The sequence below is a fragment of the Bowdeniella nasicola genome (genome assembly GCF_900107735.1).
Classification (GTDB): domain Bacteria; phylum Actinomycetota; class Actinomycetes; order Actinomycetales; family Actinomycetaceae; genus Bowdeniella; species Bowdeniella massiliensis.
In genome coordinates this window covers 1-23,298 of sequence record NZ_FNQV01000013.1, presented here as the reverse complement: position 1 = coordinate 23,298, position 23,298 = coordinate 1, and the positions used below count along the sequence as shown (strand labels likewise).

At 62.7% G+C, this 23,298-nt stretch carries 24 protein-coding genes; 13 read left to right on the top strand and 11 right to left on the bottom strand.

Annotated elements, in window-relative coordinates:
* The first annotated feature begins 3 nt into the window (after positions 1-3).
* Positions 4-930 carry a ribokinase gene (locus BLU67_RS09850; protein ID WP_092565472.1) on the top strand — a complete coding sequence of 309 codons (927 nt, stop codon included), beginning with the start codon at positions 4-6 and terminating at the stop codon, positions 928-930.
* On the opposite strand, the gene BLU67_RS09845 is transcribed toward BLU67_RS09850, so the two are convergent.
* From BLU67_RS09845 to BLU67_RS09800, 10 genes are all read right to left on the bottom strand, one after another.
* A complete protein-coding gene (locus BLU67_RS09845; protein WP_092565470.1) occupies positions 927-1,649 on the bottom strand; it encodes an aminoglycoside 3'-phosphotransferase in 723 nt (240 codons plus the stop codon). The genes BLU67_RS09850 and BLU67_RS09845 overlap by 4 nt on opposite strands.
* Positions 1,650-1,723: 74 nt before the next feature.
* Positions 1,724-3,091 carry an MFS transporter gene (locus BLU67_RS09840; RefSeq protein ID WP_092565468.1) on the bottom strand — a complete coding sequence of 456 codons (1,368 nt, stop codon included), beginning with the start codon at positions 3,089-3,091 and terminating at the stop codon, positions 1,724-1,726.
* A gap of 197 nt (positions 3,092-3,288) precedes the next feature.
* A complete protein-coding gene (locus tag BLU67_RS09835) occupies positions 3,289-3,723 on the bottom strand; it encodes a PaaI family thioesterase (RefSeq protein WP_092565466.1) in 435 nt (144 codons plus the stop codon).
* 9 nt (positions 3,724-3,732) lie between these two features.
* Positions 3,733-4,197, bottom strand: a complete 465-nt coding sequence (locus BLU67_RS09830; protein WP_092565464.1) for a hypothetical protein — start codon at positions 4,195-4,197, stop codon at positions 3,733-3,735.
* 12 nt (positions 4,198-4,209) lie between these two features.
* On the bottom strand, positions 4,210-5,817 hold the full coding sequence (locus BLU67_RS09825; RefSeq protein WP_092565462.1) for an AMP-binding protein: 1,608 nt from the start codon (positions 5,815-5,817) through the stop codon (positions 4,210-4,212).
* Positions 5,814-6,623 (bottom strand): SDR family NAD(P)-dependent oxidoreductase, encoded by an 810-nt coding sequence (locus BLU67_RS09820; protein WP_092565460.1) that lies wholly within the window; start codon positions 6,621-6,623, stop codon positions 5,814-5,816. The genes BLU67_RS09825 and BLU67_RS09820 overlap by 4 nt, the downstream gene beginning before the upstream one ends.
* 3 nt (positions 6,624-6,626) lie before the next feature.
* Positions 6,627-7,208: an aromatic-ring-hydroxylating dioxygenase subunit beta gene (locus BLU67_RS09815; protein ID WP_092565458.1), complete on the bottom strand. Its 582-nt coding sequence runs from the start codon at positions 7,206-7,208 to the stop codon at positions 6,627-6,629.
* Positions 7,209-7,226: 18 nt separating this feature from the next.
* A complete protein-coding gene (locus BLU67_RS09810) occupies positions 7,227-8,456 on the bottom strand; it encodes an NAD(P)/FAD-dependent oxidoreductase (RefSeq protein ID WP_176780775.1) in 1,230 nt (409 codons plus the stop codon).
* A gap of 3 nt (positions 8,457-8,459) precedes the next feature.
* Positions 8,460-8,804 (bottom strand): bifunctional 3-phenylpropionate/cinnamic acid dioxygenase ferredoxin subunit, encoded by a 345-nt coding sequence (locus tag BLU67_RS09805; RefSeq protein ID WP_092565456.1) that lies wholly within the window; start codon positions 8,802-8,804, stop codon positions 8,460-8,462.
* Positions 8,805-8,806: 2 nt separating this feature from the next.
* Entirely contained in the window at positions 8,807-10,168 is a 1,362-nt protein-coding gene (locus BLU67_RS09800) for an aromatic ring-hydroxylating dioxygenase subunit alpha (RefSeq protein WP_092565454.1), read from the bottom strand.
* 192 nt (positions 10,169-10,360) lie between these two features.
* On the opposite strand from BLU67_RS09800, the gene BLU67_RS09795 reads away from it, so the two are divergent.
* Entirely contained in the window at positions 10,361-11,335 is a 975-nt protein-coding gene (locus BLU67_RS09795) for a zinc-binding dehydrogenase (protein ID WP_092565452.1), read from the top strand.
* Here the strand turns inward: BLU67_RS09795 and BLU67_RS09790 are convergent.
* Complete coding sequence (locus tag BLU67_RS09790) at positions 11,332-12,066, bottom strand: hypothetical protein (protein WP_092565450.1); 735 nt, start codon at positions 12,064-12,066, stop codon at positions 11,332-11,334. The two genes, BLU67_RS09795 and BLU67_RS09790, sit on opposite strands and share 4 nt — an antisense overlap.
* A 146-nt stretch (positions 12,067-12,212) precedes the next feature.
* On the opposite strand from BLU67_RS09790, the gene BLU67_RS09785 reads away from it, so the two are divergent.
* The 11 genes from BLU67_RS09785 (at position 12,213) to cas2e (ending at position 23,131) form a co-directional block, all read left to right on the top strand.
* Positions 12,213-13,088 carry a formate/nitrite transporter family protein gene (locus BLU67_RS09785; protein ID WP_092565448.1) on the top strand — a complete coding sequence of 292 codons (876 nt, stop codon included), beginning with the start codon at positions 12,213-12,215 and terminating at the stop codon, positions 13,086-13,088.
* A gap of 30 nt (positions 13,089-13,118) precedes the next feature.
* Complete coding sequence (locus BLU67_RS09780; protein ID WP_092565446.1) at positions 13,119-13,622, top strand: hypothetical protein; 504 nt, start codon at positions 13,119-13,121, stop codon at positions 13,620-13,622.
* Positions 13,623-13,625: 3 nt separating this feature from the next.
* Entirely contained in the window at positions 13,626-14,114 is a 489-nt protein-coding gene (locus BLU67_RS09775; RefSeq protein ID WP_092565444.1) for a GNAT family N-acetyltransferase, read from the top strand.
* A gap of 106 nt (positions 14,115-14,220) precedes the next feature.
* Positions 14,221-17,091, top strand: coding sequence for a CRISPR-associated helicase/endonuclease Cas3 (locus BLU67_RS09770; RefSeq protein WP_092565442.1), 2,871 nt, complete (start codon positions 14,221-14,223; stop codon positions 17,089-17,091).
* The gene (casA, locus tag BLU67_RS09765; RefSeq protein ID WP_092565440.1) at positions 17,084-18,739 is read left to right on the top strand and encodes a type I-E CRISPR-associated protein Cse1/CasA; all 1,656 of its coding nucleotides are present in this window, start codon (positions 17,084-17,086) and stop codon (positions 18,737-18,739) included. Before BLU67_RS09770 ends, casA begins: the two co-directional genes overlap by 8 nt.
* On the top strand, positions 18,690-19,340 hold the full coding sequence (casB, locus tag BLU67_RS12710; protein ID WP_092565438.1) for a type I-E CRISPR-associated protein Cse2/CasB: 651 nt from the start codon (positions 18,690-18,692) through the stop codon (positions 19,338-19,340). The genes casA and casB overlap by 50 nt, the downstream gene beginning before the upstream one ends.
* Positions 19,337-20,464, top strand: a complete 1,128-nt coding sequence (cas7e, locus tag BLU67_RS09755) for a type I-E CRISPR-associated protein Cas7/Cse4/CasC (protein ID WP_092565436.1) — start codon at positions 19,337-19,339, stop codon at positions 20,462-20,464. Before casB ends, cas7e begins: the two co-directional genes overlap by 4 nt.
* Positions 20,461-21,168 carry a type I-E CRISPR-associated protein Cas5/CasD gene (gene cas5e, locus BLU67_RS09750; protein ID WP_092565434.1) on the top strand — a complete coding sequence of 236 codons (708 nt, stop codon included), beginning with the start codon at positions 20,461-20,463 and terminating at the stop codon, positions 21,166-21,168. Before cas7e ends, cas5e begins: the two co-directional genes overlap by 4 nt.
* Complete coding sequence (gene cas6e / locus BLU67_RS09745; RefSeq protein ID WP_092565432.1) at positions 21,168-21,827, top strand: type I-E CRISPR-associated protein Cas6/Cse3/CasE; 660 nt, start codon at positions 21,168-21,170, stop codon at positions 21,825-21,827. Before cas5e ends, cas6e begins: the two co-directional genes overlap by 1 nt.
* Positions 21,828-21,836: 9 nt before the next feature.
* Positions 21,837-22,763, top strand: coding sequence for a type I-E CRISPR-associated endonuclease Cas1e (gene cas1e / locus BLU67_RS09740; RefSeq protein WP_092565430.1), 927 nt, complete (start codon positions 21,837-21,839; stop codon positions 22,761-22,763).
* Positions 22,751-23,131 carry a type I-E CRISPR-associated endoribonuclease Cas2e gene (gene cas2e, locus BLU67_RS09735; RefSeq protein WP_092565428.1) on the top strand — a complete coding sequence of 127 codons (381 nt, stop codon included), beginning with the start codon at positions 22,751-22,753 and terminating at the stop codon, positions 23,129-23,131. Before cas1e ends, cas2e begins: the two co-directional genes overlap by 13 nt.
* The last annotated feature ends 167 nt before the right edge of the window (positions 23,132-23,298 follow it).

Here is a 23,298-nt window from a genome sequence, read left to right as displayed (position 1 = left end):
TCGATGGCTGGGTCAGTTGTCGTCGTCGGATCGATCAATTGCGACTCCTATGTCGAGGTGAGCGAGCATCCGAAGCCGGGTGAGACGATCCTCGGGCTGGATTCTTCGCGCAGCTCGGGCGGTAAGGGCGCAAACCAGGCCGCGGCCGCCACGATTTTTGGGGCCCCGGTGGGGATGCTCGGTGCTGTCGGGCAGGACGACGATGGCGAGTTCGTTGTGGGTGAGCTCGGCAAGCGGGAGGTTGATACCTCGCACGTGGCGGTGGTCGGGGAGCCGACGGGGCGGGCGCTCGTCACCGTGGACTCGTACGGGGAGAACACCGTCATCGTGCTGCCGGGCGCTAATGCGACGGTGACGCCGAGCTCGCTCGCGGACCGCGAGGAGATTATCGCTGGCGCCGATGTCGTCGTAACGCAGGGCGAGATCCCCGCCGACACGATCGAATGGCTCGCTGGTGTCGTGACCGGGCGGCTCGTGTGCAATCTCGCTCCGGTGGTCGAGGTCTCGGAGGAGACGCTTGCTCGCTTCGATCCGCTCATCGTCAACGAGCACGAGGCAAAGGACCTGCTGAGGCAACTCGGGCGCGATGGCGAGGTCAGCCAAGGCGGCGAGGCCGAGCGGATCGGGTGGGAGCTGGTTGAACGGCTGAGCGAGCTCGAGTTGCCGAGCATCGTCGTGACGCTGGGCGATGAGGGCGCGATCTGGGCGGATGACACCGGACGCGCACACGTGCCCTCGGTCCCGGTGAAGGTCGTGGATACGACGGGTGCGGGTGACTGCTTCGTCGGGGTTCTTGCCGGGGCGCTCGCGGACGGCCAGTCCCTAGCCGAGGCGACCAAGCTTGCCGCGCGCGCCGGCGCCTTTGCCTGCCAGGTGATGGGGGCGCAGCCCTCCTACCCGAAGAGCCTCGCGGACCTCGAGGCGCTCTAGGTCGCCTCCCACAACGACTCGTAGTAATCGAGGCGCTCGTGGTCGGGCTCCAGCCCATAGGACTCGATAAACAGCTCGCGGTAGCCGGGCCCGTAATTCCACGTCGTTGCGAGCGCACCGACGGCAATGTCTGCCCACCGGTCGGCCACGCCGAGCGCACCGAAGTCGACGAATCCCGCGAGCGAGCCGTCATCGAGCAGCAGCGTGTTCGGGCTGCAGGGATCGCCGTGGCAGACGACGGGCCGGTCGATCTCAGGGGCATGGTCAAAATCGGGTGGCACCTCGATGCCGCGTTCGCGCGCGTTGCGGATCCGAGCCGGCGCGGACCACTGCCAGCGGCACGATTCCACCGGAAGCGAGTCGTGCAGAAAGCGCAGCGACCGGCCAAGCGCGCGCACCGCGGCCTCGGGCTGTTCGATCCAGAACGGGTCGACAGCGCTGCGACCGGGAAGCGCGCGCGTGACCAGCCACTCGTGCGTCCAATCCTCGCCGGTATCGAGCACCTCGGGGCAGGGGACGTAGGCGCCCGCCCAGCGCAGTCGCTCGGCCTCGCGAGCCATGGAGGTCTCCAGATTTTTTGGACCCCACTTAATGAAGCGCTCGCCGGCCGAAAAGGTCAGGCCGCCGAGCTCATTTGTCCACACGCATCGCACCTCGTCGCTGCCGGCCAGCTCCATAACGATTGGCGGAGCAGCGACGTCATCCGTAGGAATCGACATGCTGCCAGGCTAGTCGCAGGCGCGAAGTGGCGGCGGCCGAAAGGATCCGACCGCCGCCACTTACTGGCATGGAGTTAGCCGCGCTTGGCCTCTTCACGCGCCAGACGGGGGTGGGTTTCCTTGGAGAGGGCCACTGCCGCGCCGGAGATCGCGAACAGGATGACGAGGTAGATACCAACGCTCCAGATGCCGTCGGTGTTGTACACGTCGCCGGACTGCAGGAAGCGGTTGGCCACCAGCGGGATGAGGCCGGCGCCGAGGACCGAGCCCATCTGGAAGGTGAGGGAGGAGCCGGTGTAGCGGGCGTTGGTCTCGAACTTTTCGGACAGGAACGCGCCGATCGGGCCGTACATGGAGGCCTGGATGATCGGGTTACCGAGGATGAAGGCCATTCCCACGAGGATCGGCTTGCCCGAGGAGAACATGAGGAACATGGGCCAGATCGCGATCATCGAGAACAGCGCGCCGGCGAGCATGACGGGCTTGCGGCCGACCTTATCTGAGACCCAGGCGAAGAACGGGATCGTGAAGATGTGCAGCACAGAGGACACGGTCAGCATGAACAGGGCCGAGTCGCGGGTGATAGCGCCCTCGGAGGCCTGCACGACGTAGGGGACCATGATGACCATGAGCAGGGCCTGAACTGCGAGGGGAGCAGCGCCGGCCAGGGAGCCCGTGATGACTTCCTTGGGGTACTTGGTGAACATCTGCTTCAGCGGCGTCGCGCGCTCGGTGAAGCCATGGTGCTTAGCCTCTTCGAAGTCCGGCGACTCTGTCACGCGCAGGCGAAGGTACAGACCGATCAACACGATGACGGCCGACAGCAGGAAGGGTACGCGCCAGCCCCAGGAGAAGAACTGCTCATCGGGCAGGGTAGCGAACAGGCCGAGCATGAGGGTGGAGAGCACGGCGCCGGTCGGGCCGCCGGTCACGGCGATCGAGGCGCCGAAGCCGCGGGACTTCTTGGTGGAGTGTTCCATCGCCATGAGGGTGGCGCCCGCCCATTCGCCGCCGACGGCAAAGCCCTGGGTGATGCGCAGGAAGACGAGTGCCAGTGGGGCAGCGACGCCGATAGCGCCGTAGGTCGGCAGCAGGCCGATCCCGATGGAGACGAAGCCCATCACCATGAGGGTAATGAACAGCATGTTCTTCCGGCCGAAGCGGTCACCGAAGTGGCCAAAGAGCAGACCGCCGATGGGGCGGGAGATGTAGCCGGTGAACAGGATGACGTAGGACAGGAAGGTGCCCATCGCCGGGTCGAGCTCGGAGAAGAACAGCGGCGGGAAGACGATGCCGGCCGCGGCACCGTACAAAAGGAAGTCGTAGTATTCGACGGTCGATCCGAGGAAGGAGGAGGCCAGCGCGCGGCGCGACTCCTTCTTTTGCTGAGCACTCCCCTCGGGGGCGCGGCCGACCTTCGTGGTGGCGGTGATATCTGACATGGTCTCTCCCGGTGCAGGGGCCCTTCGCTGGGCCGATGTCGATTGTAGGGGTGACCTGATTCTTCGGTTAACGCCGATAGTCTCGCTGAGGCTGTTCCACCTAGCGGAACGTGACCGGGGTCATAGAGATGGTATACAGCGCGTAAAAAACGACCGGGCAACCCTCGCGCGAGGATTGCCCGGTCGGCTGCAGCGTTTTAGCGCTGGGTGACCACGTAGGTCGTCACGACGTTGGTCAAAAGCTTGCCATGTTCATCGCAAACTTTGGTATCGGTGACGATGAGGGTGCGCCCGGCGCGCACGATCGTGGCGGTGGCCGTGACGTCCCCGGACTTCGTGTTGGACACGACGTTGATCGAGGATTGCACGGCCAGCGGGAAGACGCCCTCGGCGACGTTGAGCATGGCGAGCCAGGTGCCGGTGACATCGGCGAGCCCGAACATCGCGGGCGCCGAATACATCCCGGCGGGCTGGGTGACCTCGCGGCGCAGCGGCATCCCGACGACGACCTCCTCCGGGGTACCGGAGACGGGGTAGAGGGCGAGCGTCGCGGCGACGTCATTGACGCCCTCGTAAAACTCGTTCCAGCGTTCGATGAAGGGATCGCCCGCTGGGTTGTCAACGACGGTCATTGCAGCCTCCTAGTGGCCGGCGCGCGTTTCGATCGCGCGCGGTTCCTTCAGCACCCACTCGGGCTCTGCCACGAGCAGCGAGAGCTCGATATCGCCCGGGATCTCGACGTCGACGACATAGCGGTAGCCGGCCCGCTCGCCGAAGTCGATCGCCGGAATATCGCCCGCATTCGTGGCGAGCACGATGCGGCGGCAGGCGCTATCGTGCTCGAAGATCTCGTGCGTGGCGGCCCACAGGGCCTGCGGATCCTCCGTGTGGACCTCGACCTCCAGGTCGCGGGCGCCGACGGGGTAGGCCTCCGACAGGCGGCCCGTCAGCGTGTGGCGCACGGCCACCGAGCCCAGGTCCGCGCCCTCGCGCGTGACCTGATAGGAGGTTTCCCAGCCCTCGGGGCCCGGCGCGGTGCTCACCTCGAATTCGTCGCCGGGGCGGTCATCGGAGTAGAAAATTCCGGGTAGCTCTTGGCGCGTCATTGCGGGTCCTTCCTAACCTTGGATCTCGGTGGCCCCCGAGGCCACCATGTCACGGATCGAGCGCTTGTCGAGCTTGCCCGAGGAGTTTCGCGGGACGGCGTCGACGAGCACGAGTTTCTTCGGCAGCTTGTAGCGGGCGAGGTGGCGGTCGCAGAATTCGCGCACCTGCTCAATGGTGGGCTTGGCGCCGCCCTCCATCGCCATGACGGCGACGACGTTCTCGCCCCACTTCGGGTCCTTTTGACCGACGACGGCGACGTCGGAGCAGCCGGGGTATTCGATGAGGACGCGCTCGACCTCGGCGGGGTAGACGTTCTCGCCGCCGGTGATGATCATGTCCTTGAGGCGATCGACGATGAAGAGGTAGCCGTCCTCGTCGGCGTAGCCGATGTCCCCGGAGCGGAACCAGCCCTCGTGGAAGGCGGCCTCGTTGGCTTCGGGCGCGTTCCAGTAGCCGGGGGTTACGTTCGGGCCGCGTACCCACATTTCGCCGGTTTCGCCGGGCGTCGTCACGTCCTCGAGCATGACGGGATCGACGAGCTTGACCTCGGTGTGCAGCATCGAGATGCCGCAGGAGCCCGTCTTCTCCTTCGTCATGGCCGCGGGCAGGTAGGTAGCGAACGGCGAGGTCTCCGTCAGGCCCCACGCCTGCTGGACGTCCACGCCCTTTTCCGCATACTTCGCGATGATGACGGGCGGCACGGGCGCGCCCGCGCAGATTGTGGCGCGCATGGAGGTGAGGTCCGCGCCCTCGAACTCGGCCTGGTTGCTCATGACGAGCAGCTGGGCGGGCACGACGAAGGCGGAGTTGATGGCGAAGTCCTCGATGTCCTTCAGCGTGCGCACGGGATCGAACGCGCGGCGCACGACGGTCGTGTTGCCGCGCTCAAAGGCCCGGATCGTGAAGGAGTTGAGTGCGCCGATGTGGAACATCGGCGCCACGGCGAGGTTCATGTCCCCGACGCGGGTATCGACCGAGGTATCGACGTTGACGGAGTTCCACCAGATATTGCCGAACGTCAGCTGCACGCCCTTCGGTACGCCCGTCGTACCCGAGGTGAACAGCAGCAGCGCGAGATCGCGCATCCCGACCTGCTTGGGGGCGGGCAGATCCTCGCTGACGTCGCCAAAGACCTCCGAGGCACGGTGCCAGTAGGGCGGGGCGCCCGCGGCGGCCTCGACGGCCGGGTCGTTGTCGATGAGGAAGATGTGGTGGCGCTGGGCGCCGTAGACGTGGGAGAGGACCTCGGCGTGGGAGGATTCGACGATGATCGAGTGCGGGGTGCCGCGCACGAGCAGCTCGGAGATTTCGGCGGGCGCGAGGCGGAAGTTCAGCGGCGTGAAGACGGCGCCGAGCCACCAGGTGGCGAACATCGTTTCGAGGAACGCGGCCGAGTTCATGCCGAGGTAGAAGATGCGGTCGCCGTCCTTGACGCCCGAGGCGCGCAGCCGCGAGGCGATCGCCTTGACGTTGCGCGTGAACTCGGCGTAGGTCAGCTCCTGATCTTCGTAGATTAGCGCGAGTTTATTCGGCGTGAAATGCGCGTTGCGGGCGAGGAAGCTCGCGGGGTTGAGGTCGATCTCGTCGATCGAGGCCGTAAGCGAGTGATCGATCTTCATTGTTGATCTCCTTGGGCGGCGGAATAAAACCCTCGGGCGGAAATGCCGCCGTCGGCGCGGATGATGGAGCCGGTGATCATGGCCGATTCCTCGCGGGCGGCGAGCATGACGTACGGCGAGGTAAACGCTTGCGGATCCGTGGGCGAATCGTGCAGCGGGATGTAGGGGTTGGGCCCGGGCCCGCGCCGATCGAAGGAATCGGCGAGCGAGCGGTCATCGAGCCCGAGGGTGGCGGGGCCCGACAATCCGGTGCGCACCCCACCGATCGCGACGCCGTTGACGCGCACGCGAGGGGCGAATTCGTGGGCGAGCTGGATGACGAGGCCGCGGGCCGCGAACTTCGAGGCGGTATAGAGCGCGCCCCCGCCCGCGGCGTAGAACGAGGCGTTGGACAGCGTCATGACGATCGCGCCGCGGGAGGCCTGCAGCGCGGCGGCCGCGGCCTGGGCGGCGAGCAGATAGCCGAGGACGTTGATCCGCATGATCTCGTCGAAGGCGTCGGAAAGCTCGGCGGCGCTCAGGTGGGTCAGGCGGCGCTGGTAGTCCCAGATGCCGGCGTTCGGCACGAGGACGTCGAGGCCGCCGAAACGCGCCTCGCACATCGCGACCGCGTCGGCCAGGGCCGCGCCATCGCGCACGTCGGCCTCGTAGGTGACGAGGCCCTCGCGGGGGGCGATCGCGCTCGTGTCGCGGTCCAGGGCCAGGACGGAGGCGCCTTCGGCAAGGAAGCGCTCGGTGATCGCGGCGCCCAGCCCGGACGCCGCCCCCGTAACGAGGGCGGCGGTAGCAGGCAGGCGCGGGCTCATGGGCTAGAAGAACGTCGAGATGTTCTTGACCATGAGGACGTTGACGTCGAACAGGATCCGGCGCTTGGCGACCTTGAAGGAGCCGTCCTCACCGATACGCACGACGTCGCGGCGCTCCCCGGCGTACCAGTCCTGTTCGCGCTCCAGGCGGGAGCGCCACACGATGAAGTTGGTGCGCGCGGTCAGCTCGCCCTCGCCGCTGTGGCGGGCGGTGAGGTTGGAGATGAGGTGGCGCGTGCGCGAGGGCGGATCCTCGGCCCAGGCCATGCCGGAGTCGAAGCGGCGGATACGCCAGGCCAGCGAGTCCTTCGTCTCGTCGTAGAACGCGGCCTCGTTTTCCTTCGCGATCGACAGCGCCTGCTGGCGACGCATCCGGTTGGAGCGGGTGGGCGCCCAGTAGTGCAGGTCCTCGTCGAAGAGTTCCAGCCAGTCGGCGAAGCGGCCGTCGTCGAGCAGTTCGGCCTCGTAGAAGTAGAACTGCTGGAGGCGGTACCACGTCTCGAGATCGACGAGGCTGCCTTCCAGGTCATCGGTGGCGACCGCACCGGCGGCGCCGACCACGTGTTCGTTGGGCTGGGACGTCATGATGCTGCTCCTAGGGGGTTAACGTGCCAATTTCTTAACGTCGATGTCGGGGTTGGCGAGGTCCGCGGGATCGACGATCTTGCCGCGGTCGATGATGCGGCGGGCGGCGCGGACGGCCATGCCGCCATCGATCGCGACGGCGCCGATGACGCGGCCGTCGTCGGCCACGCGGAATGCGAGCTGGGGGCGGCCCTCGACCTCGCGGATGACCGTTGTGCCGGGCTCGCTCATGAGGCCGATGCCCTCGACGTGCACGCCGTGGCGGTCGGACCAGAACCAGGAGGAGCCAAATTTCGGCAGCTCGGCGCCCAGGATGGAGGCCGCGGCGGCCTTACCATCGTTGGCGGCGGACTCCCAGTGTTCGTGGCGCCGGGCGAGCGAGCCGTCCTCGTTGCGCAGTCGCGCGACGTCGCCGATCGCCCAGATCCGTTCGTTGCTGGTGCGCCCGCCGGCGTCGACGAGGACGCCGCCCTCCTGCTCGAGTTCGGCGGAGGCCGCGAGCGGGCAGTAGGTGTCGATGCCGATGGCGACGAGGACGACGTCGGCCGCGATCATCGTCTTGCCTTCGGTATCGTGCGCGCCGTCGAGATCGATCGCGAAGGCCTCGCCGTCGTGCGTGATCTCGGTTGGCAGGCCGGTAAAGCAGGTGATGCCGTGCTCGGCGTGCATCGCGTGCAACGCCTCGGCGATCTCGGGGCCGACGGCCGGCACCAGAGGGATCGGCGCCGGATCGATGAGCGTGACCTCGCAGCCGTTCTTCGCGGCCGTGGAGGCGACCTCGGCGCCGATGAGGCCGGCGCCGATGATCGCGACGCGAGCGCCCGGAACCAACCGCTCCTTCAGCGCGAGCGAGTCGGCCTTGGTGCGCAGCGTCAGGATGCCGGGCAGGTCCCCGCCGGGGATCGCCAGGCGGCGCGCGCTGCCGCCGGTAGCAAGGACGATGGCATCGGGCTGCAGCGCGTCGCCGGATTCGAGCACGATGCGCCCGGTATCGGGTTCGATGCGATCGGCGCGGTCGGTGACAATCGCGACGTCGTTGTCCTCATACCAGCTGGCGGGCGCCAGGAGCGTGTCATCGGTGGCGAACTCTCCCGTCAGCAGTTCCTTGGACAGCGGCGGGCGGTCATAGGGCAGGCCTTCGGGATCGACGATCGTGAGGCTGCCGGTAAAGCCGCCGGCGCGCAGTTCGCGGGCGCAGGAGAAGCCGGAGATTCCCCCGCCAATAATGACGACCGATGACACGCTCATGGCTCAGTCGCCTTCCGCGGGGGTGCCGGGGAAGAGGTAGACGTCCTCGCCGCGCACCTCGACCTTATGGGTGCGCATGTCCTCGGTGGCGGGCATGCACAGCACCTTGCCCGTGCGCAGGCAGAAGCGCGCCGTGTGCATCGGGCACTCGACCTCCTCGCCTTCGATCCAGCCATCGGCGAGCGAGGCGTCGGCGTGGGTGCACGTGTCATCGAGGGCGTACCACTCGTCGTTATCGGAATGGAAGACTGCGATCTTGGCTTCGAAGCCGGATTCCTCCGGTTCGACGACGATCGCCTCGCCTTCCTCGACATCGTCGATGGATGCGACCTTGATTCCCTCACTCATGGTTAGTTGCCTTCCTTTTCATGCCATGCCGGGGTCGACATGAGTTCACGCCACTTACGGTAGAACGAACGACCGGCCGCGTCCGAAAAGAGTTCGGAGGTGGTGCCGGGGTAGTCGGGATCTTCCTTCTCGGTTCCGATGCCCATCTGGTAGTTCAGGGCGACGCGGTTAGTAATGAAGCCGCCCGCGATCGCCTGGCATTCCGACCAGTTTTCGCCGTCGTCCTGCTCGAAGATGCCCGAGGGGCCGAAGGTTCGCAGATTGTGCAGGCGCTGGGCCTCGCGGACCTCTTCCGGCATCGACTTATCGAGCACCGTCCAGGCCCACACCTCCATCTTGTTCGGACCCTTGGGGTGCCACACGCGGATGGAGCCGTTGACGGGCAGGTAGCTAAAGGAGGGGAAGACGGTGGCGTGCCCGTTGGTCATCGGGCCGGTCACGCGCTTGTCACCGAGGCGCTCGCGTAGCGCGTCGTAGTCGTAGTAGTCGTGTACGACGGAGTTATCGAAGCGGTTGCGTTCGTGCACCGGGAAGCCGGCGCCGTGGCCGTTGGGGGAGACGAACTGCTTGCCGGGGCGCTCCGCGATCTCCTTCTTCGGGCCGCGGCCCGTCGGGCTCATGACCATGAGCGCGGAGGCGTGCGACATGTTGACGTGGTACCAGTCGGTCGCGAACTGTTCGGCCGCGAGCTTCCAGTTGCCGTCAAGGACCCACTTCATGACGCCGCCGACGACGGTCGTGCCCTCCGGATCGCGATCGATGAACGCATCGAGGTACCAGCGCAGATCGCCGAGCGCGTCCTCCAGCGGGATCGCGTTCGGGTCCCAGTTGCCGAAGATCAGGCCCTTGTAGGACTGGACGTTCGGGACCTCGACGAGGCCCCAGTCCTTCTTATCGAAGCCCTCGCCGTAGGCGTACTCGTTCGGGACGTTGGCGAGATTGCCGTCGAGGTCAAAAGACCAGCCGTGGTAGGTGCAGGTGAAGTTCTTCGTCGTGCCGAAATCCGCGCGGCAGACGCGGGCGCCGCGGTGGCGGCAGGAGTTCAAGAACGCCTTGATTTCCTTCTTGCGGTTCATCGAGACGAGGATCGGATCCTCGCCCATGAAGGTCTGGAAGAAGTCGCCGGGGCGCTTGAACTGATCCTCGTGGGCCAAAAACAGCCAGGAGCGAGCGAAGATGCGTTTCATCTCCTGCTTGTAGACCGCCTCTTCGGTGAAAATGCCGCGATCGACGAGGCCGCCGTCGGGATCCACCATGGTTGAAACGTCCAGTGTCGTGGCGAGGTTATCTGGCCGCTCGAGCTTGCCGATGGGCGGGGTTTTGACCTCTGGTGCCTCAGCAGTTTCGTCGGTTGGTGCAGTCATGCGAACTCAACTCCTTCGTCGGGGGCAACGGCTCAGTGATGCGCTGGCTGCCTCCAGCTTTTCACCGTTCCGCGCGCCCGGTCACGCTTTCGTGCCAAACAATGAAAAGCACCGCCAGTCAACCGCTGTTCCACCTGGCAGCACGCGGCACATTCTCACCTAGAGGGCAGATCCGGCTCATATGATGAGCCCATGCGTGCTGCCGTAGTCACCTCCCACCGCCCCGATGACATCCTCGCTGCGCTCGAGATCACCGACGTCGCCGAGCGCGACCTGTCGCCCGGCTGGGCGCGCGTGCACATGCGCGCCGCTTCGCTCAATATGCACGACGTGTGGACGCTGCGCGGCGTCGGCCAGGATCCGGCCGTGCTGCCCCTGATCCTCGGCTGCGATGGCGCCGGTGTCACCGATGACGGCCGTGAGGTCATGATCCTGCCGGTCATTGCCGACGCGGATCGCGGCGCGGGCGACGAGACGCTCGACCCCAAGCGGGCGCTGCTATCCGAACGCCACGACGGCACCTTCGCCGAGGTGCTGCACGTGCCCGAGCGCTGCCTCATCGACAAGCCCGCGCACCTGTCCTTCGCCGAGGCCGCGTGCGTGCCCGTCGCGTGGGGGACCGCCTACCGGATGCTGCGCCGCGCGGGCCTCGGGCCCGGCCAGAGCCTGCTCGTGCAGGGCGCGACGGGCGGGGTGAACTCGGCCGCGATCGCGCTCGGCGCCGCGATGGGCGCGCGCGTCTGGGCGACAAGCCGGACCGCCGACAAGCGTGCCACCGCCCTCGACCTCGGCGCGAGCGCCGCCTTCGAATCGGGCGAAAAGCTGCCCGAGCGCGTGGACGTCGTCGTCGATAACGTGGGCGCTGCGACGTGGCGGCACTCGCTGCGCTGCTTAAAGCCCGGCGGCGCGGTCGTCACGTGCGGCGCGACGACCGGCGGCAATGTCGACGCCGAACTGCACCGGATCTTCTTCCAGCAACTCTCGATCATCGGCTCGACGGGTTGCACCCGCGCCGAGCTCGTGGAACTCGGCCGCCTCATGGAACAGGCCGAGCTGCGCCCGCTGATCGACCGCGAGATTACGCTGTCTCAGCTGCCCGAGGCGATCACCGACATGGCCGATGGCGCCATCGAAGGCAAGGTCGTCATCACCGACTTTTCGGCCTAGAGCTCGCGCGCGAGGGAAAGCGCCCGCGTCCAGGAGCCGAAGGTGATCCGCAGCGTCGAGACGCTCGGATGCAGCCGCCCGGCGTCCAGCTCGGTGCCGGCCCAGCCCTTATAGCGTGCCTGCGCGGGCCGCGCCCCGATCGCGTCGCAGTGCTTGAGGTACTGGGCGAGCGACTCCAAGTACGCCGTGCGGTAGTCGTCATCGAGCAGCGGCGCGGCGGGCGGTAGCGGCTCGACGGGCTCGACAGGATCCCAACCGGCCGAGACCTTTACGTCCTCCCAGCTCGGCCCGAAGTGGTTGAGCTGGGTTTGCAGCGGCGGCGGCCAATGCGGGCGCGAGTCGAGCATCGGCGGCAAGAACCGCGTCGTGATGATCGTGCGCCACCGCTCATATTCGGAGGACGAGAACGCCAGGTGCGGATCCTCGGCGACGAGCTGCCAACCGGCCGCGATCCCGTGGCGAATGTGGGTCGGCGTCATCGCCGTCTCCCCAACGTTCACGAGCAGCGGTTCGGTCTGCTCCCAGGCGTGCCGGATGAAATCGTGGACGTGCTCGGGCAGGTTGACCGGGGGCGTGAGCCGCAGCGGCGTCCCGAGCGGCGGCAGGTCGATGATCCCCTCGAACTCGAGTTCCTCACGCGCCGCGACGATATAGAACAGGGCAGCGTGATACGAGGCCGAGCGATCCTTCGGAAACTTCACGACCGGGGCACGGGAGCTGTCCTCCATCATGCCTCCCCTCTGGGTGTTCGATAGGGGCCGTGCTCGCGACACTGGCCCCTGCTGGTCAAGAATAAGGCACATTGGCGTCTCTGTGTGATCTGGGGCACCACGAAGGAAGTGGAAGTGGAGAAATTAGCCGCTCTAGGCTGGTAGGTATGATCCCCTCGCCATCCGAAATCGCCGACATCGCCGAAGCGGGCCTCATCAAAAAGGCAACGACGCCCTGGCGCACGACCTTCGTCTCCGCGATGTTTGCCGGCGCCCTCATCGCGATCGGCTTCGTGTTCTATACGACGAGCCAGGTCGGCGCCGATCAGCTGCCCTATGGCGTCGCGCGCGTGCTCGGCGGCGTCGTATTTTCCACCGGCCTCGCGCTCGTCATCATCCTGGGTGCGGACCTGTTTACCTCGACGACGATGACGCTGCTGCCCGGCATGGACAAGAAACTCCCGGCCGGCCGCCTGCTCGCGCACTGGGGCGTCGTCTACCTCGGCAACTTTGCTGGATCGCTGCTCGTTGCCCTCACGATCTTCCTGTCGGGAACCCACCACAATTCCGCCGGCGGCTGGGGCGCCGTCGTCATCGAGTCCTCCGTCGCCAAGGTCAGCCACACGTTCGTCCAGGCCTTCTTCCTCGGCATCCTGTGTAACGTCCTCGTCTGCCTCGCCGTGTGGGCCGGCTTCGCGGGCAAATCAGTAACGGACAAGATGGTGGCGATCACCCTGCCGATCGCGCTGTTCGTCGCGACCAGCTTCGAGCACTCCGTCGCCAACATGTTCATGATCCCGCTCGGTCTCATGATCAAGGCCGAGGGCGCCACCGACGTTATGGCCGCCGTGAACTCATCGGCGAACGTCGATGCGCTGACAATCCCCGCCTTCTTCCTCGACAACCTGCTGCCGGTAACCCTCGGCAACATCGTCGGCGGCGGCGTGTTCATCGGCCTGGGCATGTTTATCTGGCACCGCCGCGGCGCCTACCGGCAGACCGCCGCCGCAGCCGCGACGTTCAAAGCACCCCGCGAGGACTAGCGTGTCCGAGCCGGCGCGTACAGTGTGCCCATGACAGATACGACGGCTCACCTCTCGAGCTACCTGCAGCGCCGCGGGCTCGCCGGGCCCACCAGCAACGATGCCGCGGCCGTTGCGGCCCACCTGCGCAGTGTCATCGCCGACGCCCTGCCGCGCGAGACCATCGAGTACCTGACGGTAACGAAGGCCGCCGAGCACGCGGGCGTGAAACGCTCGGCCTTCCAGTGGCACCCGCTGCCGCGGCCCGATGCCACCTTCGGAGAGGGATTCGAGGGCTGGCTGCCGGAGACGATCGAGTGGTGGGGTGCTGAGCGTGGCAACGACGGCGCAGTCCTCGGCGGTGAGCCGATCGAGTACTGGGGCCCGTTCGACGTGGCGAACTATCTAGCGATTGACCGCACGACGCTTGCGCGCTACCGGATGCCCGCGCCGGATGGGAGGGTCGGTCGCCGCTCCGGGTGGCTACCCGGGACGATCGTCGCCTGGAATCTCGTGCGCGAGAGCATTAAGGACCCGATCGCGGAGCAGATCTAGCCGATGGCTACCGGCTCCCAGGTTGAGGTCCGGACCATCACGCCCGATGACTGGCAGGCATGGCGGGAACTACGCCTTGCTGCCCTGCAGCAATCGCCTGAAGCCTTCGGATCGCGCTATGACGACTGGGTGAACGCGAGCGAAGTGGCGTGGCGGCGACGCCTGAGCGACGGCCCGATGTTCGTGATCGCGAGCGTAGCTGGCGAGCCGTGCGGGCTCGCAGCAGGACACATCGACGACGCGAGCGGCCAGCGTTTTCTCATCTCGCTTTGGGTGCGCCCGTCCTGCCGGAGGAAAGGTGTAGCCGAGGCGCTCATTGGCGCCGTCGCACAGTGGGCGAAAGTTGAAAGCGACCATCTCTACCTGAACGTTCGGGTCGATAATGATGCCGCTCGGAGCCTGTACGAGAAGCTCGGGTTCCTCGTTGTTGGTCCCGCGCCGCACGAGGAGGATGAACCGCCCGAGCTCGTCATGCGCGCAGTGCTCGGATAGATCAGGCTCAGCGTCGGCGATAACACAAACGCGTAATCGGCCCATACCTGACTTGTAGTGATGTGGACTACAATATGGAGAGGCATCGCAGCTTTAGGAGTAGTCAATGGTCGGATGGTCAAAGTCATGGCCAATGACAGGGTTTGTTGAGCAATGGCTGCCCCTGACCACCCACCTACGTGACGCCGAAGCTGCGATGGAGTTTCTCCTTGATAGCTGGGTTGGACCGTCGGTTAAAACTGCGGCCGAATCTGCTTTTGGTTCGATTGACCAATCTGGTGAGGGACGTGACGCATGGCAAAGGTTCCGCTCGCTGTGCATCTTTTGCGCCGGGACACACGATATCGGGAAGCTTGCGCCGAGTTTCGCCGGAAAGGTCGAAGCGCTACGGAGTCGTTTCGAAGATGAAGGTTTAACTATTCCGCCGTCAGATACGAACACACGGTCGCTTGCGCCCCACGGGTTGGTCTCCGCGGTACTGGTAGACCGGTATTTCGCAGAAGAGGGCTTGAGACAGCTACGTCCACTCGCTTCAGTTGTGGGAGCCCATCACGGATTCCCGGTAGAGCGTCGCAGCATGAGCGTGGTCCAACACTTCACAGAACTTATTGGGGACGACACCTGGTGGATACGGCAGCGCGAGATAATTGACGACGCAGCGAAGAGAGCCTCAATCGATCAAGTAATTCCGCAGGGTTTTCGCTGGCCGCAGCCGATCCTTGTGCTGATTCTTGCCTTGGTAGAGGTGGCAGATTGGCTATCGTCCAATCCAGAGTACTTTCCGCTGATTGGCATCGACGATTCCGGTCGCCGGCTGGGGGAGCCGGACAGCATGAGAACCCGCGCCGACTCGGCAATCACGAGGTTTGAGCTGCCGCCACCGTGGAATCCGAAGGACTCGAGAGATTCGGCCTCCGATGCTTTGAAGTCGAGATTTGGATTTCCCGACTCTGCACAGGCAACGATCGCTCAACAGGAATTGGTTGAACAGGCTCGGACGGTAGGAACGTCGGGCTGTCTCCTCATCCTCGAAGATGCGACAGGTTCGGGTAAGACCGAAGCTGCGCTGTTAGCAGCAGAGGTGTTAGCGGCACGGACCGGAAGATCAGGCGTGTTGTTCGCGCTGCCAACTCAGGCGACAACAAACGCGATGTTCCGGCGGATGATGAACTGGCTCGAGCGGACCAGCGCTGTCTACGGGGAAGGCGTTTATGCCGCCTCACTCCAACATGGAAAACAGAGCTTGGAATCTTCAGCCGATCGGCTTCGACGCGTCGGTTGGCAAATTCATGATGACCTTATGGGCCGGTTGCCCTCACTCGATGAACCGGTCGATATGGGGCGCGACGTGCACAGCGCTGCGCGAAGAATTGCGATCTTGCCGTGGCTGTCGGGACGTCGGAAGTCTGTACTCGCCGACTTTGTAGCTTCGACCATCGATCACGTCCTGTTTGCCGCACTGAAGTCTAGGTTTGTTGAGCTCAGGCATCTTGGCCTCTCGAGAAAAGTTGTCGTTCTCGACGAGGTCCATGCCTTCTCCTCCTACATGAATGTCTTTCTTGAGCGAGCACTATCGTGGCTGGGAGCTCATGCCGTGCCGGTCATTATGCTCTCCGCGACACTGTCACAGCCGACGCGACAGAGATTTGTTGAGGCGTACCAGCGTGGCGCGATTACGGCAGGTCACTTCCGGCAGACAGAAGAATCTGCGAATGAACGTGAGGATGTTCCGTATCCATCAATCACAACATGCGACGACTCTGGTCTGCGACATCTCGCCCTCGACAGAGGAGATGCGATTCCGGCCAGAACACAACTGTGTGCTTCCAACGCCGATGATAATCTCGAGGATCTCCTGAGTTCACTATTGGTTGACGGCGGGTGCGCGTTGGTCATCAGGAACACCGTTAAACGAGCTCAAGACACCTACGACTTTCTGTCCCAGGCTTTTCCGAACGACGTCACCCTCATGCATTCGAGATTTACAGTTCGGGACCGCCAGAATCGAGATCGTGAACTACTGGAGAAGTTTGGTAAAAGCGCCGGCGATCACCGCCCTCATCGCGCAATAGTCGTGGCCACTCAAGTTGTCGAGCAATCACTCGACGTCGATTTTGATGTTCTTGTCACGGATCTTGCCCCAATCGATTTGCTGATCCAGCGTATTGGCAGAATCCACAGGCACCCCGGGCGCGAGCGACCCAAACGCCTATCCAACCCCACCTGTTATGTCGCAGGGACGGGCACAGACGACACCCGACCATTTCCGCTCGAGCCGGGTTCGCGAGCCATCTACTCGCCAGGAGAACTCATTCGAACAGCAGCATCAATCCTTCCCTTGCTGCATGAGGGGCGACCGCTTGCCGTTCCGGATGATGTATCGAGATTGATGGAAGACGTCTACGGCCCGAGGGAGATCAAGCTGTCTAATCCCTGGCAAGAAATGCTAGTTCGTTGGCAAACGCGCTACGAAAAGTCGCTGGAGACGAGACTCCGGGCCGCCAATACGTTTGCGCTGGAAGAACCTAGAACTCCAACCGCACGAACTTCTCTCTTCGATTGGCACACAATGGACGTATCGTCAGAGGAGTCTGACGGATATCGAGCTCAAGTAGCCGTCCGAGATGGACAGGAAGCCATAGAGGTGATTCTCATCGACGTCGATGACAAGAGGGTGCTTCGCACCCTCCCACATCTAGGGGGTGAAGAGATCCCGACGATGGAATGTCCACCGCATCGGTTGGCACGCACGCTTGCAGAGTCGATGGTTCGACTTCCTCCCGCATTCGGTTGGAGTGATCGAATAGATCAGGTCCTCGACGAACTCGAACGAAATAGTCGATACGCCACATGGCAAGAGTCTCCGATTCTTCGGGGCCAGCTGGTACTGCCGTTGTATTCCGGAGAATGCACACTCGTGGGACGACGTTTGAGGTACAGCGTTGAACGAGGACTGGAGGAAGTTCCACATGAATGAGCGGCCAACATTCGATCTCTTGACGGAACCGTGGATTCGTGTCATGACAGTGGATGATGAGGTAAGGGAGGTCGGACTCCTGGAACTGTTCCAGTCTGCTGAGCGGATCGCTAGGTTATCGGGGGACTTGCCAACACAGGACGTCGCCATCCTCAGGCTCTGTCTTGCGATCATGCATCGTGCAGTTGAGGGACCAACGGATATTGACCACTGGTACGAGATCTTCACTGATCCGCAAGCGACATTAGAAACGGTCAGCCTCTACTTGGAGGACCACCGCGAGAGATTCGATCTTCGAGATCCGGTTAAACCCTTCTTCCAAGTCGCAGACCTGCGAACAAAGAGTGGAGAGTTCAAAGGCATCGAGGCCGTCCTGCAGGATGTTCCTGCAAGCGAGAAGTTCTTTACGCTGCGCAGAGGAAAAGGCTTAGAAACGATGAGTTGGGCGGAAGCTGCTCGCTGGCTAGTGGCTTGCCACGCATACGATATCTCTGGAATCCACTCTGGGGCAGTAGGCGACCCTCGGGTAAAGGGTGGAAGAGGATATGGAATCGGAACCGGGTGGGCAGGGCAGCTGGGCATCGTATACGTTGTGGGCTCGACTCTCTGGGAGACGCTTCTTTATAACCTCGTGGCACGGGATCACGATGGAACGGGACTTACTGATTGGGACCTAGCCCGTGATCTTCCACCATGGGAACGGGAGCCAGACGATCAGACCACAGCCGACGTCGACGGCATAAGCCCGACTGGCCCGGTCAATACTTACACGTGGCAATCCCGCCGGATTCGACTCCATGGGGCCGAGTCAGTTACGGGAGTTCTCGTGTGCCAGGGAGATCGTATTACTCCGCAGAACCGCCAGACCGTTGAGCCGATGACCGCGTGGAGGTATTCAAAGCCTCAAAGCGATAAGCACAAGGCAGATGTGTACATGCCGCAGAAGTTCTCGGCACAACAGGTGATGTGGCGGGGGCTACGGGCACTCCTTCCGCAAATCGCTGGAGAGACACCGAGGCGTTCAGGTGGATCTGGGGCCGCCATGCTCCCAGCCGGAACGCTGTCATGGTTCAGTCAGCTCGCCCAAGAGTTTGAAGAACTCTCAGCGCACCAGCTCATCTACCCGGTCTCGATTCTGACTATGGAGTACGGATCAAACGAAGCGGTGTTCGACGACCTTGTCGTGGACGAGATAGCGCTTCCGCTTTCGGCCCTTACAGGTGACCCGCAGCTGATCCTTGCCATCAAAGTGGCACTCGATGCCACGACAGAAACGGCATACCTCGTAGGAAGATTCGCGGCCAATATTGCGCAGGCAGCTGGCGCGGAGCCTGACAAGGCAGGGGCCATTCGAGACGAATCCCGGCGGGAATTCTTGTACGAACTCGAGCCGGAGTTCAGGGAATGGCTCGCACAAGATAGCGCGGATCGGGTCACGCGAACAATCAGCTGGCAACGGCATTTGCGAGCTCGAGCAACAGCAGCGGGCGAAACGATATTCGCCAGAGCGCCGTTGGCAGCGCTGCGAGGAAATAGTTCCGGTGATGCGGGAAGGGCAAATGCGTGGTTCCATGCAGCTTTGAAGAAGACGCTTCCCGATGCCTATCCAAAGAACGAAGACAGTGAGGTTGGACATGACAGTAAGTGATCGAGCGCCGACGTATTCACGTCGCTCCCAGATTCGCCACCTCGTGGCGGGACGGGTATTACGCCTACAGGAAGGTTACTTATCCGGTGGTTCATCGGAACGAGGCGCATTAGCTGCTCTGCGCAAGGGATTCGCGCTGGGCCCGGGTCAAAACCCGGAAGTATGGGAGTTGACATCAGTGCCTGCTGACGCCGACGTTCCATTTGATACACCCACGTGGAGCGAGCGCGCAGTACATGACGCTTTGACACTGTATTCGTGGCATCAACAATCACGGAACGACCCGATGCACACGCAAAAGCGAACACTGTCGCGCGCAGTTGGTGAACTCGCCTATCGAAAGCGTGACAACGAGGGCCAAAGCAAAGCGGTCCGGCGGCGATTTGATGCAGCCGTTACCGCGACGACCGAGCGAGAACTTGTCCACCATCTGCGTGGACTCATTGGTCAGCTCCGGTCGGAAGGAATCGCTTTCGACTACGGGGAGTTAGCAAGCGATCTCTACCAATTCCAAGCTCCGGGAGGGGCCTCAACCGTGCGTCTAAAGTGGGCGCGCCAGTTTGCCGGACTTCCGGCAGGGGAGAAGGAAAAACTGTCATGAGTACGTTCATCGATTTCCACATTGTCCAGGATGCTCCGCCAAGCTGTATCAACCGCGACGACAACGGTTCGCCGAAGAGTGCCTTTTATGGCGGCGTAGCGCGCCTTCGCGTCTCGAGCCAAGCGTGGAAGCGCGCTACGCGCGAGAAATTCGAGGCGGTCATCGACCGACGTGAGAGGGGAACGCGAACTGCTCAGGCAGTGGAGTTGGTCGAGAAGTCAATCAACGAGCAGGCAGATGACCTAACTGATCGCGCCGAGGAACTGGCCGAAGAGGTAGTTAAAGCCACAGGTATCAAGATCGAGTTGCCGCGAGGGAGAAAGGAGGGTGAAGCCAAGAAGGTAACGGGGTATTTGCTCTTCCTGTCGAATGCTCAGATCGATCTCCTTGCGAAAGAAGCCATCGACTCGGTCCGTGAAGAACGAGAGATTGATAAGAAGACCGCGAAAGCTGTCTTGAGGGCCGATAACTCCATCGATCTTGCACTGTTCGGTCGCATGGTTGCGGATTGGCCGGACGGGAACGTTGATGCGGCGTGCCAGGTGGCGCACGCGATCTCAACTCATCCCGCAGAGACGGAGTTTGACTTCTTCACCGCAGTCGACGACGTCAAGGCTCAAGCGGAAGATGCCGACGCAGGCGCAGGCATGATGGGCACAGTGGAGTTTGCTTCGGCAACTCTCTACCGTTATGCCACCATTAACATGGACCAGCTAGTTGAGAATCTCGGCACGACTGATTCAGCAATCGCTGCGGTCAAGGCATTCGCGGAGGCCTTCATCACCTCAATGCCGACAGGCAAGGTGAACACGTTCGCAAACTTCACGCTCCCTGCAGCAGTGATTGTTACGGTCCGTTCTTCGCAGCCGATTTCCTATGTGGGGGCCTTTGAGACGCCCGTTCGCGCGACCACGCAGTCGGGCTACACCGAAAAGTCTGTATCAGCAATCGCGAATTTCGCTAAGGAGATCGAATCTACCTACCGAATGACTCCAGAAGCTTCGTTCGTAGTAACGCTCGACACCCATGCCGAAGCGTTAGCAGAGCTAGGTGAGAGGGTCTCGTTCCCAGAGCTTGCCGAGAAACTCACAACCACCCTCGGAAGCTCAGATATTGCGTCATGAGCACACTGCTTCTGAAGCTAGCGGGACCTCTCCAATCGTGGGGAGTGAGCTCACGGTTCAATGTCCGGGAAACCCGTAACTATCCATCAAAAAGCGGCATTCTAGGCCTCATAGCTGCCGCAGAAGGGCGACGACGGAGTGATCCTCTAGAAGACCTTCTCGATCTCCAGTTAGCGGTGAGGGTGGACAAGCCAGGAAAACTCGTGCGCGATTTTCATACCGCCCATAATCGAGCGGGCCGCTCGATGCCACTGTCCCACCGCTACTACCTGTCTGATGCCGTGTTCGTGGCCGGAATCGAGGGTCCTGATGGCCTCATCGAGGGGATAAAGGCTGCGGTGGAATCACCGGTCTTCACCCTGTTTCTCGGACGACGATCATGCCCACCGGCATTCCCGCTGAGCCTAGGACTTAGGGACGGACCTCTCGGAGACGTCATCGAGGGTGAACCCTGGCACGCACCGACCTGGTTCCAACAGCAGTGTGGCCGGCAGCAAGGTTACCGAGCGCGGATCATCGCTGACCAAGGAGTAGCCACCAGGACATCTGGAATAGATACCGAGCTGGTCCAAGATGTGCCGCGGTCATTCGATCCCGCTAATCGTCAATACGACTGGCGTCGAACCACGTCGTGGACAATCTCGTTGCTAGATGCACCTTCAGACAGGCATGACCCCATGTCATTGACCGTAGGAGGACACTGATGTTTCTGACGCGGCTCTACCTCAATGCGGCGCGTCGAGGGGCTCGGAAACTCATTGGATCACCGCAGGCCATGCATGCGGCTGTCATGGCGAGTTTCTCACCTCAAGTACATGATGAAACGAGGGGGAGGCCCTTATGGCGGCTAGATCCTCGCCCCAACTCGCCTGCGCTTTATATCGTTTCAGCCGCGATGCCGGACTTGACGCACATTGTTGAGCAGGCAGGCTGGCCCACCACGAGCGAATGGGAAACCCGAGACTACTCGCCCATTTTGAACTCCTTGACTGCGGGACAGAGATTCTCCTTCCGACTTGCGGCAAATCCAGTTCGACGCTCGATGTCAGACGCGAGTCAGGGCCGAGGCAAGGTCTATGCGCATGTGACGGCGGAACAGCAACGCCAGTGGTTGATCGATCGCCAAGAAGCGATCGGTATTAGCTTTCTGGAGTCGCTGGACGCGATGCCCAACGTACAGTTGACTCAGCGGGAACGGATGGTGTTTCACAGAAAGGGAGCGCGGGTCACAATCGCTAAGGCCGTTTTTGAAGGGTCGTTCGAAGTGAGAGACGCCGACATGCTCAGGGAAGCACTGACGCGTGGCATCGGAAGGGCGAAAGCTTACGGGTGTGGGCTCATGACGTTAGCGCAACGAAACTAACGAGCTGGCATGCCTAGATTGCCTCCAGTCCCCCTACAAGCACTCCCTCGTATCGAGGACCGGCTCACGTTTCTCTATCTTGAACACTGCGTCGTTCATCGAGAAGATGGGGCTGTAACCGCCAGAAACGCAGAGGGCACGACGTACATCCCCGCGGCTACTCTCTCAGTCTTGATGCTCGGTCCAGGTACATCAATCAGTCATCAGGCAATGGTCCTGTTGGCGGAATGTGGCACCACTACGGTTTGGGTTGGCGAAAGAGGAGTTCGGTACTACGCCCATGGTCGAAGCCTTGCTGCAACCTCTCGGTTAGCTGAGGCGCAGGCGAAGGCAGCCACTAACAAGAATGAGCGACTCCAAGTTGCAAGACGGATGTATCTGAAGCGATTCGGTGGGGAGCACGTTGGCTCTCTGACAATGCAGCAGCTGCGAGGTCGTGAAGGCGCCCGCATGTCCCGCCTGTATCGGTCATTGGCAAAGCAGTTCGAAGTCCGGTGGGATGGCAGAAGCTACGAAGCTGACGACTTCGATGCAGCAGATCCAATCAATGCCGCAATCTCGGCGGCAAATGCCTCGTTGTACGGGCTAGTTCACGCGGTGGTTGTCGGACTGGGGTGCAGCCCGGGGCTTGGAATCGTTCACTCGGGTCACGCACGGTCGTTCGTCTACGACATTGCTGACCTATACAAGGCTGAAGTCTCCCTGCCACTGGCCTTCAGATTGGTGAGTGAGGAGGTCCCGGATTTGCTCCGCGAAGTCCGACGGCAGATGCGGGAGCTGATGCATGAATGTCGATTGATTCCGGTAATTGTCCGGGATATCCAGGAGTGCCTTGGAACGAACATTGTCGCTGATGCGACGATAGTTTCGCTTTGGGACTATCAGCAAGGCGCAGTTGCTGGTGGAGCAAATTGGTCGGACCCATGGGACACGTAACGTTAGTCTTGACGGCAGCTCCTAGTTCACTGCGTGGCGAGCTAACGAGATGGTTCTTGGAGATAGCCCCGGGCGTGTACGTCGGAGATGTCTCACGACGGGTACGGGAGCAGATCTGGCAATTGATCGAGGACCACCTCGGGAGTGGTCGTGCGATTATTTCGTTCAGCGACACGTCTGAACAGGGCTATGGTTTCGACGTTCTGGGGCACGACAAGATCCCGGTCGATGTAGACGGACTTACCCTCATCCGTCAGCCCTTCGCGGCAGGATTAACAGCCTCACCAGGAGCTGACCGTTCACCGCCAGAGTCCTGGAGTATCGCGGCCCGTCGACGCAGGTATGGGCGGAAACCGATCGGAAAATGAGAATGGTTCGCGCCTAAGGACTGAACGGAATAGGCAATTAGGAGAGGGTTTTTCACTATAATCGCGAGTGTGCTCCCCGCGTGAGCGGGGATGATCCGACCCCGAAGTCGCCGCAGAGCGACTCAACCTCGTGCTCCCCGCGTGAGCGGGGATGATCCGGCCGCGAA